This is a genomic window from Paractinoplanes rishiriensis, from assembly GCF_016862375.1.
Taxonomy (GTDB): Bacteria; Actinomycetota; Actinomycetes; order Mycobacteriales; family Micromonosporaceae; genus Actinoplanes; species Actinoplanes rishiriensis.
Genome location: NZ_BOMV01000034.1, coordinates 185,531 through 199,044, shown reverse-complemented (window position 1 = coordinate 199,044; position 13,514 = coordinate 185,531). Strand labels below are relative to the sequence as shown.

Sequence of the window (13,514 nt, the reverse complement as noted above, 5' to 3'; positions counted from 1 at the left end):
GCTGTCGAACGTGGCCCGGCACGCCCGGGCCGGCAGTGCCCGGGTGACGGTGCGGGTCGGCGACGGCGAGGTGCTGCTCAGCGTCGAGGACGACGGGGTCGGCACCGACCCGGCGATGGCCCGCGGCGGCGTGGTCAACATGGGTGAGCGGGCGCACGACCTGGGCGGCACGTTCGAGCTGGGCCCGGCCGCCGACGGCTCCGGCACGCTGGTGACCTGGCGCGCACCCCTGGCCACCTGAAACCCGGGACTTTCGGCCCTGCTCGGCCACCCCGGTGCGGACGCATCGTGGAGGCATGACAGTTCTCGAGCAGGCCGCCCGCGCCGCCCAGCACGCCCCGTCGGTCTTCAACACCCAGCCGTGGAGCTGGCGGATCGAGGGCGACGTGATGGAGCTGGCCGCAGACCCGGAGCGCCGGGTGGACAGCATCGACGCCGAGGGCCGGTTGCTGCTGCTGAGCTGCGGCGCCGCGCTGCACCACGCCCGCGTCACGCTGGCCTCGGCCGGCCGGGCCGCCACGGTCGAGCGCCTGCCCGACCCGGCCCGGCCACACCTGCTCGCCCGGATCACGCTGGGCCCCGCGGTACCGGTGGACCCCGAGGCCCAGCGGCTGGCCGACGCGATCACCCGACGGCGCACCGACCGGCGCGCCTTCGACGACCGGCCGGTCGGCGAGGACGAGCTGTCCGAGCTGCGCCGCCTCGTCGAGCGCGAGGGCGCGTACCTGCACACCGTGCGCTCCGACCAGATGGGCGCCCTCGCGGTCTCGGCCGACCTGGCCGGCGCCGCCGAGCTGGACGACCCGGCCTACCGCGCCGACCTGCACCACTGGACCGACCGGCCGGACTTCATCGGCGACGGCGTGCCCGCCGCGACCGCGGTGCAGCCCGAGCCGCGCCGGGTGCCGCTGCGCGACTACGCCCCGGACGGCACCGCGGGCCTGACCGCCGGCGCCGGGCACGACCGGGGCGCCGCATACGTGGTCCTGTTCGGCACCGGCGACCACCCGGCCGACCTGCTCAGCGGCGGCGAGGCGTTGTCCGCGCTGCTGCTGCGCGCCACCTCCGACGGCCTGGCCACCGCGCCGCTCAGCGACGCGGTCGAGGTCGCCTGGCCCCGGCAGCTGCTCCGCGGCCTGCTGGCCGGCGTCGGCGAGCCGTTCCTGGTGGTCCGGATCGGGCACCTGCCGGCCGGCACCCCGCTGCCGCCCCCGGCGCCGCGCCGCGACCCGCGCGACGTCATCACCATCACGTACTGAAATCGGGATCGAACCAGGGAGGCCGTCGTGACCGGCTATGACGAGGCGGACCTGCGGCTCGCGGCCGCGGCCGGCGTCCGCGCGCCGTCACTGCACAACAGCCAGCCGTGGCTGTTCCGGCTGCGCGACGGCGCAATCGAGGTCCTGCTCGACCCGCACCGGCAGCTCCCCGTCGCCGACCGCGCCGGTTGGGCCGCCCGGCTGGCCGGGGGCGCCGCCGCGTTCCAGGCCCGGCTCGCCCTGACCGCCGGTGGCCGGCCGCCCGCCGTACACCTGCTGCCCGCACCCGACGTCGTGGCCCGGCTGACCCCCGCGGCTGGGAGGCCGCCCACCTATGCCGAGCAGGACCTGTACGCGGCCGTCCCGCGCCGGCACAGCAACCGCACCCCGTTCCGGCCCGAACCGGTGCCCGCCGCGGTCCGCGCCCGGCTGATCGACGCCGCCCGCAGCGAGGCCGCCTGGCTCGACCTGCTGGTCGGGATGACCGCCCTCAGCGGGTTCGCCGAGATCGCCCAGAGCGCCGACCGGGTGCTCCGCCGGGACGCCCGCTACCAGGCCGAGATGGTCACCTGGACGCACGCCGACGCGGCCCCCGACGGCGTGCCCAGCCAGGCCGGCGCCCCGGTCGGCGAGCCGCAGGACCTGCTGCCGCAACGCCTGTTCAGCGACCGGCAGCGGGCCCCCGGCCGGGACTACGAACCGGAGCCGCTGATCGGCATCCTGGGCGTGTCCGGCGACCGGCCGCTCGACCAGGTGGTGGCCGGCCAGGCGCTGGCCAAGGTGCTGCTCACCGCGACCGCGGCGGGCCTGGACACGTCGATGATCAGCCAGCCGATCGAGGTGCCGGCGGCCCGCGACCAGCTCCGCCGTTCGCTGAGCCGGACCGGCTTCCCGCAGCTCACCATCCGCTTCGGCTACGGCACGCCGGGACACCCGACGCCCCGCCGCGCCGTCGGCGACGTGCTGGTCGGCGAGCAGGTCCCGGTGAGTCCGGGGGTGTAGCGACCCCGCCTGGTGGGTATGCGAATCCGGACAAAGCATCAATGCTCGGAGGTCCGGACATGCTGTTCACCCTGATCAAGCGGTACGCCATCGCCGCCATCGCGATCCCGCTGGCCGCGGCCGGGGCGCGCAAGCTCAGCCAGCGCATCGAGGCGAAGCGCGGCCCGAGCCGCGGTACCCGGCTGCTGACCCGCGGCGCGGACACGCTGCAGGGCACGTTCGGCCGCAACAAGAAGAAGAGCCGGTTCGCCCTGAGCCGGTAAACCCTCGCGCCGGCCGCCGCCGCGTGCTGGGATGCCCAGCATGGAACTCTTCAGCGAGCGGCGGTCGGCGGAGGTGGTCGCGGCCAGCTTCGCCCAGACGCCCGACCCGCGGCTGCGCGAGGTGATGGGCGCGCTGGTCCGGCACCTGCACGCGCTCGTCAAGGAGGTCGAGCTCACCGAGCCGGAGTGGGCCGCGGCGATCGACTTCCTCACCCGCACCGGCCAGGCTTGCGACACCGTCCGGCAGGAGTTCATCCTGCTCTCCGACGTGCTCGGGGTGTCCATGCTGGTCGAGTCGATCAACCATCGCACCGGCGGCACCGCGACCGAGTCCACGGTGCTGGGCCCGTTCCACGTGGTCGAGTCGCCGCCCCGCGCCCTGGGCGACACCATCGCGCTGGACGGCAAGGGCACCCCGTGCCTGGTGTCCGGGCGGGTCACCGGCCCGGACGGCGAGCCGGTCCCGGGCGCGCAGGTCGACGTGTGGCAGGCCAACGACGACGGCTTCTACGACGTCCAGCAGCCGGATGTCCAACCGGCCCGGAACCTGCGCGGGCTGTTCACGGCGGACGCGGACGGCCGGTACTGGTTCACCTCGGTGGTGCCGCGCTACTACCCGATCCCCGCGGACGGTCCGGTGGGCCAGTTGCTCGGGGCCACCGGACGGCACCCGTACCGGCCGGCCCACCTGCACTTCATCGTCTCCGCGCCGGGGTTCCGGCCGGTGACCACGCACGTGTTCGTGGCGGACAGCCCGTACCTGGACTCGGATGCGGTCTTCGGGGTCAAGGACAGCCTGGTGCGCGAGGTGCCTGAGGTGGACGACCCGGAACGGGCGGCGGCCGCCGGGCTGGCCAGCCCCTTCCGCGATCTGAGTTTCGACCTCAGCCTGCTGCGCGACGAATGACCGGCGAACTCTGGCGGGCGGACGCCACCGACCTGGCCGCCCAGCTGCGCCGCCGCGAGGTGTCGGCACGCGAGGTGGTGGCCGCGCACCTGGACCGGATCGCCGCGGTGAACCCGCGGGTCAACGCCATCGTCACGCTCGATCCGGACGGGGCGCTGCGGGCCGCCGCCGAGGCCGACGAACGACTCGCCGCGGGCGCCGAGGCCGGGCTGCTGCACGGCCTGCCGATCGCGTTCAAGGACACCCACCTCACCCGCGGGATGCGGACCACCTTCGGCTCCCCGCTCTACGCCGAGCACGTCCCGGACCGGGACACGCTGTGCGTGACGCGGATCGAGCGGGCCGGAGCGATCCGGATCGGCAAGACCAACGTGCCCGAGTTCGCGGCCGGCTCGCACACCTTCAACCCGGTCTTCGGCGCCACCCGCAACCCGTACGACCTGGACCGTTCGGCCGGCGGCAGCAGCGGCGGCGCGGCGGCCGCGCTCGCCACCGGGATGCAGCCGATCGCCGACGGCAGCGACATGGGCGGCTCGCTGCGCAACCCGGCGTCGTTCTGCAACGTGACCGGTTTCCGCCCGACCCCGGGCCGGGTGCCGGTGTGGCCCGCCGACGCGCCGTGGGACACGCTGGCCACGCCCGGCCCGCTGGCCCGCACGGTCGCCGACGTGGCGCTGCTGCTCTCGGTGATGGCCGGTCCGGACCCGCGCTCCCCCATCGCCCTGGACGCGCCGTTCCACGCCGATCTGGACCGCGACCTCACCGGGCTGCGGATCGGGTATTCGCCCACTCTCGGCGGCCTGCCCGTCGACCCCGAGGTGCTCGCGGTGCTGGCCGCGGCCGAGCCGGTGTTCACCGGCATGGGCTGCCACGTCGAGGAGGCCGGACCCGACCTGTCCGAGGCCGGGTTCGTGTTCCGGACGCTGCGCGCGCATCAGTTCGCCAACGGGTTCGGCGCCGACTACGACGCCCACCCGGCCGCCTTCAAGGCCACCCTGGCCGGCAACATCGAGGACGGCCGCCGGCTCACCCGCGACGACCTCTCCCGGGCCGAGCAGGCGCGGGCCCGGGTCTGGCAGGCCGGGCTGGACTTCTTCGACCGGTACGACGCGCTGCTCGCCCCGGTCAGCCAGGTGCCGCCGTTCCCGGTCGGCTGGGAGTACCCGTACCGGGTGGCCGGCGAGCCGCAGCACACCTATCTGGACTGGATGCGCTCCTGCTACCTGGTCACCGTGCTGGGCGCACCGGCCCTGTCCGTGCCGGCCGGCTTCACCCCGGCGGGCCTGCCGGTCGGCCTCCAGATCGTCACCCGGCCCCGGTCGGATCTGCTGACCCTGCAGATCGGCGCGGCGTTCGAGGCTGCCACCCGGCACGGCCGGCGGTGGCCGGATCCGGCACGAACAGCACCAGCAGCGGGACGACGATGCTGAACCCGATGATCAGGTACGGGTAGATCGCCAGCGCCGCGGCCGGCAGCACCACGAGCTTGAAGCTGTCGATGGCGGCGTGCAGTATGCCCGGCGCCCACAGGGTGCCGCCGCCCAGCACGTAGAGCTTGCTGAACGCGATCGACGTGACGGCCGCGACGATCATCGCGCCGCCGCCGACCACCGGGCCCGAGGCGAGCACGATCGGGATGTGGGTGACCGCGATCAGGGGCATGGTCAACGCCACCGCCGGCCAGAACCGGCGGCCCTCGGCGAGCCGGCGGAACGCGTACCCGCGCCAGACCATCTCCTCGGCCAGCCCGTGCAGCGTGAAGACGCCGATCAGGGCCCACGGCCAGTCCGCCACCAGCGGGATCGTGGCGCCGCTGAGCGCGGCGGTCACCGGGAACACGAGGACCACCAGCAGCGAGACCACCGCCGCGGCCAGCAGCGAGCGGCCGGTCGGCCGGCCCAGGCCCAGCGCGCGTACCGCCTCGCGGACCGGGGTGCGGTACAGCAGCACCGAGACGGCCACCGAGGCCACCAGCACCGCGGCCAGGACCACCGGCCCCCAGCGCGCGGACGGGTCGAGCGCGGCGGTGCCGGCCAGCACCGCCCACAGCACCACGAATCCGATCAGGAATCTCATCGGGCCAGCTTCCGGCCGCGTGCACCACGTTCGAATCAGTGAAGACACCGGTTGTCAGATGTGACAGTTTCCGCGGTACCGGCCGGCACCCGGCTTGTCACCGATGACGAAGACAGCGGTGTCGATGCCCTGACAGCCTGTCCGCGGTGGGCGACAACCGCCCGCCGAGCATCGGAGAGGAGGTGTCGCCATGCGCGTGAAACTGCTGCGTGGGCTCACCGCGGGTGCCCTGGTGATCGCGGTGGCAGTGGCCGGGGCCGCCCGGCCGGCGGCCGCCAAAGCCCCGCCGCCGGCCCGCGGCGACGTGAGCATCATGGCCTTCGACTGGGTCAGCGCGATCGTTGCGGTGGCCAGTGCGGCGCTCAACAGCGGCGGCGGTTCGTCGTCCGGCCTGGACGCCGCGGTCCGCGAGATCATCGCCGCGGTCGAGGCGTCCGAACGCAACATTCTCGACCAGATCGACCGGCTGGCCAGCGCCGAGGTCAAGGCCTGCGCCCGCACCCACACCATCGAGTTCAGCGACCTCGACAACATGAGCCGGACCGTGCTGCAGCTGTGGGCGCAGAGCGCCACCAGCTGCGCGGCACAGGCCACCGCGTTCGTGGAGGCCGTGCAGACCAAGGCGCACGTCGACGCGATCGGCTTCGCGGTCGCCCAGATCTTCGCGATCGCGATCGCCGCCCGTGCCCGGGCCGGGCTGATCAACGGCATCGACCTGCTGGTGCGCGACCAGATCCGCAGCTACGAGACGCTCGTGGTCAAGCTCCAGCCGGCCTGCGACGAGCAGCGCTGGACCGAGTACGACGACCGGGGCCGGCCGGTGCTCACCGAGATCCACTACACCTGCACGGCGTACAACGGCGACGTCGGGCACGACTACGAGGCGTACCACCTGGGACGGATGATCCACGGCCCGCTGAACCGGGCCGCGGTGGACGCCGACGCCACCCGCAACACCAGCCGCCGGATCGCGATGGACGCTTTGCCGCAACTGCGCACCCTGCCCGTGTAATCTGACGAGGCCCCATCCACAGTGGTCACTGCCTCGAAGTGGCTGCGACGGGAGGAGCCGCATCGATGAGTGCACTGTTCAACGCGTTGCGCGAGCGGGTCGAGGTCAACGCGCGGCGCGCGGTCACCACGTTCACCAGCGAGGTCGGTGAATACCAGGCGATGCCGGCCGGCGCCGCCGCCCCGCTCGGCATGTTCGACTTCGCGGTCTTCATCCGGCGCCGGTCGCTCGACCTCGCCGCGGCCGAGCAGCCGCTCACCGGGCCGGACCTGGCCGGCATCGCCGCGGTCGGCCGGCAGCGCGCCGAGATCGGGCTCTCGGTGCCCTCCCAGCAGCAGGTGCTCGGCCTGCACACGGCGATGATGGTGCGCGAGGTGCACGACCTGGCCCGCCCCGAGGACGTCACCGACCTGCTGCGGATCGTCGGCTGGCTGGGTGCGCAGGGCGTCCGCGCGCGGAGCGCCTACCTGCGCGGCTACACCCACGGCGTGGGCACCGCACGGGTGCTGTCCACCCGCCTGGAGCTCCTGGCCCGCGCGTTGCTGGCGGACGAGCCGGTGGAACCGTTCGTCACCGGCCTGCAGCGCTGCCGGCAGTACCACCTCACGGTCCTGCGCACGGCCCGGCGGGTGCCGCCGGAGACCCAGGGCGAGGTGGTGGCGGCGCTGGCCGCCGACCGGATACCGGTGACCTGGCTCGCCGCCGACGAGGCGGTCGTGCTGACACCCGCCACCGACCCGCCACCGACGATCATCGACCGGGTACGCCGCGCCACGGCGCTGATCGGCGGCCCGTGCGGGATCGGCTGCGCCGAGGGGCCGGTGGGCGGGTTGTCCGAGACGCTCGCCTGGGCCCGGGAGGCGAGCCGGGTGGCGCCGCCGCAGGACCGGCCGGACCGGCTGCCCGGGATCGCCGACCTGTTCGTCGAGATGGCGCTGGCGCGCTCCCCGGCGGTCGACGGGTGGCTGCGCGCCTACGCCAAGGCGCTCGCCACCGGCCCGGACCTGGTGGCCACCCTGCGCGCCTACTACGCCAGCGACATGAACCGGGCCACCACCGCCGCGGCGTTGCACATCCACCCGCGCACGCTGGACTACCGGCTGCGCCGGGTGCGCGACGTCACCGGGGTCGACCCCGGTTCCACCGCCGGCGTCCGGCTGCTGAGTGCGACGGTAGCGCGGACGCTTGCCGTGCAGCACTACGCCGATTGACAAACCGCGCGGCCGGTTTGCGTCCCGTTCACGAAGACACCCGCGGCGCGGCACCGCGAGACTCCGGCCATGCGAAGACTTCGACAGGGCATGGTGGCGGCGACGCTCGCGCTAGCCATGCTCCTCACCGGCACCGCACCACCGGCCCGCGCCGCCGACGGGGCGGCCGACAAGGTCATCGACCTGGCGCTGCTCGCCTGGAACATCTACAAGGCGGGCTCCATCACCCCCGATCAGGCCGTGCAGTTCGTCCGCCTGCTGACCGGCGCGATCACCGAGACCGAGAACGCGGTGATCGGCCACATCGACGGCCTCGAGGCCCGCGAGGTGATGGGGCACCTGCGCGGGGTGTCGTACGCCCTGGCCGACTACGAGGTCACCCGGGAGAACGAGGTCTGGCTGGCGCAGTACGTGCGGCTGGAACTCGCCGGTCAGGCGGCCAACGCCTATGAGAAGTACTACGGGGTCAGCAGCGACAAGGCGAAGGACCAGATCGCCCTGGCCGGGCAGAGCCTCTACTCGACCCTGCTGACGCTGACTACCGACGCCGGCCTCAACGCGGCCAAGGCCAAGGCACAGGCCGACTACCACAAGCTCATCGGCGACGTCGTGAAGGACCTGGAACCGAAGTGCACCTCCGTCCCGGTGCACGGCACCGCCCCGCCCCGGTACGTGCACCAGTGCACAGCGGCCAACGACGAGAAGAGCACCAAGGTCACCGAGACCCGGGAACTCAGCGCGGCCGAGCTGGACGACCTCAAGGCCGAGGCCGCCAAGGACTCCGGGTGGCTGGTGGCCAGGCGCACCCTCCAAGAACTGGGACAGTAGGAGACCGTCATGCGCAGACAACTGCGGAACTGCCTGATCGCCGCCGGCCTGTCCGTCGCGACGGTGCTGCCGACCACCACTCCCGCGTCGGCGGTGGTCGTGGTCGACTGGACCAGCCTCGCCATCGCGGCCGCTGGGCACCTGCTCTCCGGCGGCGGCTCCGACGACGCCGCGCTGCAGGCGGCCGTGGACCGGATCATCGCCGCGGTCGAGGACGCGAAGAACGACATCATCGCCCACACCGACCGGATCGCCGCGGCCGACGTGCAGGCCTGCGCGCGGCAGCACACCATCGAGTTCACCGACATCGACACCATGAGCCGGACCGTGCTGCAGCTGTGGGCGCAGAGCGCGACCGGTTGCGCCACGCTGGCCACCGCGTACGCCACCGCGGTGCAGACCCCGCAGGCGGTCGACGACATCGGCCGCGTCCTGCCGGCCCTGTTCGCGATCGTGATCGCCGCCCGCGGCCGGGCCGGTCTGGTCAACGGCATCAGCCTCGTCGTCCAGGACCAGATCCGCTCCTACGAGACGGTGGTCGCGAAGCTCACCCCCACGGACTGCGTGAAGAAGGGCAACAAGGAACCCGGCACGCCGCGCGAGAAATGGTGGGAATGCACCGCCTACAACGACGACTGGGGTCAGTCCACGTGGGTCTACGCCCCGGCCGAGCCGGTCCGCGCGCAGGCCGAGAACGCGGCCACCCGCAACACCAGCCGGCCACCTCTGTTGGCGGCGCTTCCCCAGCTCCGCGCCCTGGGAGCCTGACCACCGGCCCGCCGGAACGTCAGTCCTGCGGGGTGAGCAGAACGATCGGGATCACCCGCTCGGTCTTCCGGGCGTACTCCTCGTACAGCGGGAAGATGCGGGCCATCTGCGGCCAGAGCGCCTCGCGTTCGGCCGGGGAGGCGACCCGGGCCCGGGCGGTGAACCGGCGGGTGCCGGCCTGCACCCCGGCGCTCGGGTCCTCCTCGAGGTTTTTGAACCACGCCGGGTGCTGGTCGGCGCCGCCCTTGGAGGCGACGACAACGAAGTCGTCGCCCGAGGTGCCGTAGATCAGGCAGGTGCGGCGCGCCTGGCCGGACCGGCGTCCGGTGGTGGCGAGCACCAGGGTGTGCACGCCGTTCGACTCGTGTCCCTCGGTGCCGCCCGAGGCCAGGTATGTGCGGGTGTGCTCGGCCACCCAGTCCCAGGTGGAGTCGGTGGCGCGGTCGAGATCGTCGGCGACGGCCATGACGGCGGTCCTTTCGGTTCGGTACGCGGCCCTCCGTGGGCCGCTTCTACCCCTGGGACGGAACCGGCCGCACGTTCTCGACATCCCGGGTCAGACGCCCGCCCGATTGTGCCGCTTGGCGCGGTACATCGCCATGTCGGCGTCGCGCATCAGGCCGCCGCCGGTGGTGCGGCGGTCGCCGGAGCGGACCGTGGCGGTGCCGACGCTCATGCCGCAGCGCACCCGCTGGCCGCCGGCCTCGAGCGGCTCGTTTCCGGCCTCGGTCAGCGCGCCGGCCAGCGCCGCGGCGCCGCGGTCGTCCAGGCCCTCGATCAGCATCACGAACTCGTCGCCGCCGAGCCGGGCCAGCGTGTCGCCGGGCCGAAGGCGCCGCTCCAGCCGCCGGGCGGTGGCGACCAGGACTTCGTCGCCGGCCGCGTGGCCGAGCGAGTCGTTGATCTCCTTGAACCCGTCCAGGTCGATGAGCAGCAGGGCCGCACCGGCCTCGCCCTCGCGCACCCGGTCCAGCGTGCGGGTCAGGCGCTCGTCGAAGTGGGCGCGGTTGGCCAGCCCGGTGAGCGGGTCGGTGAACGCGCGCCGGGTCAGCTCGTCCTGGAGTTCCCGGTTCGCCGACACGTCGCGCAGGCTCAGCACCGCGGCGCCCAGTTCCGGGTCCTCGCTCTGTGCCGCGCCGATCGCCTCGACGTACAGGTAGGAGCCGTCGTCGCGGCGCAGCATCATCTCGCACCGGGACGGGGCCTGGTCGGGGGCCTGGATCAGGGCGCGCAGCCAGTCACCGGCCAGCCGCACGTGGTCCGGGTGCACCAGGCGGTCGAGCCGGTCCGGTTCGTAGCCGAGCAGGCCGCGCACCGACGGGCCGGTGTAGCGCACGGTGCCGTCGGCCTCCACCCCGAGGATCGCGTCCGAGGCGTTGCGCAACAGGATGTCGGTGCGCCGTTCGGCGGTGCGCCGCAGGTCGTCCTGGTGCCAGCGGTTGGCCGCGGTCCGGGCGCTGAACGCCACCACGGCGGCCAGCAGCAGCGTCATGCCGATGGTGAAGGACAGCCCGGGCGGGTTCGGCCCGACCTGCAACGCGGCGTAACCGGTGAGGCCGACCGCGCCCAGTGCGATCACCCAGCGTGGTGGGTACAGGGCCGCCGCGGTCTTGATGATCAGCAACGCGCCGGGCAGGTAGAGAGCCTCGCCCCGGGCGTCCACCCGGCTGAAGGCCAGGAGCACCGGAATTTCCAAGATCCACCACAAGATCAAGGCTTCCCGTACGCCGGGCCGGCGCACCAGGCGGGCCCAGGGCAGACGGGTGATGGCCGCCTGGAGCAGGGCGGCGGCGAAGCACGGCCAGGCCCACCACTTCAGCATCGGCTCCCAGTCGGCCGCGATGCGCAGGCAGCCGAACAGCGTGATGCCGACCGCCACCCAGCCGCCGACCTGGATCTGCCGGGACCAGTACTCGGCGTCGTGGTCGTCCTCGACCGGGCGCAGCCGGGCCGCCGCCGACAACCGCCGGCTCAGCGCGCTCACTCGTACGCCTCGCGGACCATCACGGTGATCTCGTCGGCCGTGCCCGGCCGGGCGAACAGGTAGCCCTGCCCGTACGTGCAGCCCAGATCGGACAGGATCGACTTCTGGTCGGCGTGCTCGATGCCCTCGGCCACGGTCTGCAGGCGCAGCGCCCGGCCCAGGCCCACCACGGCCTCGGCCAGGGTGGCGTCCTCGGCGTTCGCGGTGATGCCGTCGATGAACGCCTTGTCGATCTTGAGAATGTCGATCGGGAACCGGCGGAGGTAGGACAGCGACGAGTAGCCGGTGCCGAAGTCGTCGATCGCGATCCGGACGCCCATCGCGCGCAGCTCGTTGAGGGTGACCACGGTGGCGTCCACGTCGTGCATGAGCAGCGACTCGGTGATCTCCAGGACCACCCGCTCGGGCGCGATGCCGGTGTCGTGCAGCACCTCGCGGACCGTGTCGAGCAGGCCCGGCTCCTGGAACTGCCGGGCCGACAGGTTGATGCTGACCCGGATCCGGTCGGCAGCCGGGATCTCCCGGTGCCAGGCCGCGACCTGGCTGCAGGCGACCCGCAGCACCCGGGCGCCGATCGGGACGATCAGGCCGGTGCGCTCGGTGTGCGCGATGAACTCGTTGGGGCCGAGCAGTCCACGGGTCGGGTGCTGCCACCGGACCAGCGCCTCCACCCCGATCAGCCGGCCCGAGGGCAGGTCGACGATGGGCTGGTAGTTGACCACGAACTCGTCGTTCTCGACAGCCCGTTCCAGCTCGGCGCGGGTCTCGGCCTCGGCGACCGCGTCCGCGTACATGGACTCCTCGAAGACGGCTACCCGGTCCCGGCCGGTGGCCTTGGCCGCGTACATGGCCAGGTCGGCGTCGCGCAGCAGTTCCTCGGCGGCGTCGCCGTCGCCCACCTCGCCGGCCTTCACGGTGGCGATGCCGACGCTCGCGCTGCCGACCAGCTCGGTGTTGCCGATCCGGACCGGGAGCTTGACCGCCTCCAGCAGTCGCTGCGCCATGGCGTGCAGTTCCATGTCGTCGAGGCCCTCGACCAGCACGGCGAACTCGTCGCCGCCGAGCCGGGCGAGCGTGTCGGACGGGCGCACCACCTCGGCCATGTGGCGGGCCACGGCGCGCAGGAAGTCGTCGCCGGCCATGTGCCCGAGCGTGTCGTTGACCTTCTTGAAGTCGTCCAGATCGACCAGCAGCAGCGACACCCGGCCGGCCTCGCGCAGGTGGCGGCGTACCGCCGTCTCGGCCCGGTCGCGCAGCAGCGAGCGGTTCGGCAGGCCGGTGACCGGGTCCTCGAACGCCTGCCGGGTCAGCTCGCTGCGCAGCGCCTTCTGGGTGCTCACGTCGCGGATCGTCAGGATGATGGCCCCGATGTCCGGATCGTCGAGGTGGTTGGTTCCGGTGACCTCGGTGTCGATGTAGTGGCCGTCGGCGTGCTTGGTGCGCGACTCCAGGCGGACCGTGTGGCCGGGGCCGCCGGCGCTCAGCTTCGCCACCCACTCGCGCACCAGGTCCAGCTCGTCCGGGTGGGTCATGGCGGCCAGGTCCTCGACGCTGAGGTTGGCGTTGCCGTGGCCGAGGATCCGGTGCACCGACGCGCTGACGTACTGCACCCGGTCGCCGGCGATGGCCAGCACCGCGTCCGAGCCGTTCTCCAGCAGGGCCGCGGCCCGGCGCTCGGCGGCGTCGCGCTGCGCCTGCTGGAGCCGCCGGTTGTGGGCGGTCCGGGCGCAGAGGCCGATCACCACGGCCATGACGGCGACCACCGACAGACCCAGGGTCATGTTGGCCATCGGGCGGACCGCGGCCAGCGTCAGATAGCCGGCCAGCGCCACAGCGCCGATGGCCAGGCTGGCCCGGGCTCCGGTGGTGCTGGCCGCGGCGACCGTGATCACCATGGCGCCGGTCGGGAACATGATCTCGGCGTCCGGATCGACCAGGCAGTACAGGAACAGGCAACCGATCGCGGACGCGTAGTTCACGGCCAGCACCGGCATGGTCCATCGGCTCGCGGCCAGCCGGTTCCACGGCAACCGGGTGGCGGCCGCCAGGCCGGCCACCGCGGCACCGAGCGGAATCAGGGCCCAGCGGTACGAGTCCGGCCAGGCCAGCTCGCACCGGATCAAACCCATAGCGCTGAGCGCGGCGAACACCCACAGGTTCAGGTGCACCTGCCGGGCCATATGCCCGGCAACGCGCGCTTCAGA

At 73.3% G+C, this 13,514-nt stretch carries 13 protein-coding genes and 1 pseudogene; 10 read left to right on the top strand and 4 right to left on the bottom strand.

The genetic code is table 11. The features are described from left to right. The 6 genes from Ari01nite_RS15810 to Ari01nite_RS15785 all read left to right on the top strand — a co-directional run. Positions 1-241, top strand: a 241-nt coding sequence (locus Ari01nite_RS15810; protein WP_369076770.1) for a sensor histidine kinase, incomplete at its 5' end; no start/stop codon positions are given. Between the two features lie 55 nt (positions 242-296). Further along, positions 297-1,259: an Acg family FMN-binding oxidoreductase gene (locus Ari01nite_RS15805; RefSeq protein ID WP_203781992.1), complete on the top strand. Its 963-nt coding sequence runs from the start codon at positions 297-299 to the stop codon at positions 1,257-1,259. Between the two features lie 27 nt (positions 1,260-1,286). Next, a complete protein-coding gene (locus Ari01nite_RS15800) occupies positions 1,287-2,261 on the top strand; it encodes an Acg family FMN-binding oxidoreductase (protein ID WP_203781991.1) in 975 nt (324 codons plus the stop codon). Between the two features lie 59 nt (positions 2,262-2,320). Further along, positions 2,321-2,524, top strand: a complete 204-nt coding sequence (locus Ari01nite_RS15795; RefSeq protein WP_203781990.1) for a hypothetical protein — start codon at positions 2,321-2,323, stop codon at positions 2,522-2,524. Between the two features lie 40 nt (positions 2,525-2,564). Next, positions 2,565-3,431, top strand: a complete 867-nt coding sequence (locus tag Ari01nite_RS15790; RefSeq protein WP_203781989.1) for an intradiol ring-cleavage dioxygenase — start codon at positions 2,565-2,567, stop codon at positions 3,429-3,431. Further along, positions 3,428-4,861 (top strand): amidase, encoded by a 1,434-nt coding sequence (locus Ari01nite_RS15785; protein WP_203781988.1) that lies wholly within the window; start codon positions 3,428-3,430, stop codon positions 4,859-4,861. The genes Ari01nite_RS15790 and Ari01nite_RS15785 overlap by 4 nt, the downstream gene beginning before the upstream one ends. Before the next feature lie 73 nt (positions 4,862-4,934). Here Ari01nite_RS15785 and Ari01nite_RS50920 read toward each other — a convergent pair. Continuing rightward, a pseudogene (locus Ari01nite_RS50920) lies at positions 4,935-5,507 on the bottom strand (CPBP family intramembrane glutamic endopeptidase); the annotation flags it as partial. Between the two features lie 190 nt (positions 5,508-5,697). Here Ari01nite_RS50920 and Ari01nite_RS15780 point away from each other — a divergent pair. The 4 genes from Ari01nite_RS15780 to Ari01nite_RS15765 all read left to right on the top strand — a co-directional run bounded on the left by Ari01nite_RS15780 (position 5,698) and on the right by Ari01nite_RS15765 (position 9,326). Then, positions 5,698-6,519: a hypothetical protein gene (locus Ari01nite_RS15780; RefSeq protein WP_203781987.1), complete on the top strand. Its 822-nt coding sequence runs from the start codon at positions 5,698-5,700 to the stop codon at positions 6,517-6,519. Between the two features lie 65 nt (positions 6,520-6,584). Beyond that, complete coding sequence (locus Ari01nite_RS15775) at positions 6,585-7,730, top strand: PucR family transcriptional regulator (protein ID WP_203781986.1); 1,146 nt, start codon at positions 6,585-6,587, stop codon at positions 7,728-7,730. A 69-nt stretch (positions 7,731-7,799) separates the two neighbouring features. Next, a complete protein-coding gene (locus Ari01nite_RS15770) occupies positions 7,800-8,558 on the top strand; it encodes a hypothetical protein (RefSeq protein ID WP_203781985.1) in 759 nt (252 codons plus the stop codon). Between the two features lie 9 nt (positions 8,559-8,567). Then, on the top strand, positions 8,568-9,326 hold the full coding sequence (locus Ari01nite_RS15765) for a hypothetical protein (RefSeq protein ID WP_203781984.1): 759 nt from the start codon (positions 8,568-8,570) through the stop codon (positions 9,324-9,326). 19 nt (positions 9,327-9,345) lie between these two features. Here Ari01nite_RS15765 and Ari01nite_RS15760 read toward each other — a convergent pair whose 3' ends face one another. The 3 genes from Ari01nite_RS15760 to Ari01nite_RS15750 form a co-directional block, all read right to left on the bottom strand. After that, on the bottom strand, positions 9,346-9,792 hold the full coding sequence (locus tag Ari01nite_RS15760) for a nitroreductase family deazaflavin-dependent oxidoreductase (RefSeq protein WP_203781983.1): 447 nt from the start codon (positions 9,790-9,792) through the stop codon (positions 9,346-9,348). Between the two features lie 90 nt (positions 9,793-9,882). Further along, entirely contained in the window at positions 9,883-11,310 is a 1,428-nt protein-coding gene (locus Ari01nite_RS15755) for a sensor domain-containing diguanylate cyclase (RefSeq protein WP_203781982.1), read from the bottom strand. Next, positions 11,307-13,478 (bottom strand): putative bifunctional diguanylate cyclase/phosphodiesterase, encoded by a 2,172-nt coding sequence (locus Ari01nite_RS15750; protein WP_203781981.1) that lies wholly within the window; start codon positions 13,476-13,478, stop codon positions 11,307-11,309. The genes Ari01nite_RS15755 and Ari01nite_RS15750 overlap by 4 nt, the downstream gene beginning before the upstream one ends. Positions 13,479-13,514: the final 36 nt, after the last annotated feature.

Bases quoted from the DNA above. Each gene is read 5' to 3' on its own strand.
- Ari01nite_RS15765 (WP_203781984.1), top strand. From the start codon at position 8,568: ATGCGCAGACAACTGCGGAACTGCCTGATCGCCGCCGGCCTGTCCGTC.
- Ari01nite_RS15775 (WP_203781986.1), top strand. From the start codon at position 6,585: ATGAGTGCACTGTTCAACGCGTTGCGCGAGCGGGTCGAGGTCAACGCG.
- Ari01nite_RS15790 (WP_203781989.1), top strand. From the start codon at position 2,565: ATGGAACTCTTCAGCGAGCGGCGGTCGGCGGAGGTGGTCGCGGCCAGC.
- Ari01nite_RS15805 (WP_203781992.1), top strand. From the start codon at position 297: ATGACAGTTCTCGAGCAGGCCGCCCGCGCCGCCCAGCACGCCCCGTCG.
- Ari01nite_RS15780 (WP_203781987.1), top strand. From the start codon at position 5,698: ATGCGCGTGAAACTGCTGCGTGGGCTCACCGCGGGTGCCCTGGTGATC.
- Ari01nite_RS15795 (WP_203781990.1), top strand. From the start codon at position 2,321: ATGCTGTTCACCCTGATCAAGCGGTACGCCATCGCCGCCATCGCGATC.
- Ari01nite_RS15770 (WP_203781985.1), top strand. From the start codon at position 7,800: ATGCGAAGACTTCGACAGGGCATGGTGGCGGCGACGCTCGCGCTAGCC.
- Ari01nite_RS15785 (WP_203781988.1), top strand. From the start codon at position 3,428: ATGACCGGCGAACTCTGGCGGGCGGACGCCACCGACCTGGCCGCCCAG.
- Ari01nite_RS15760 (WP_203781983.1), bottom strand. From the start codon at position 9,792: ATGGCCGTCGCCGACGATCTCGACCGCGCCACCGACTCCACCTGGGAC.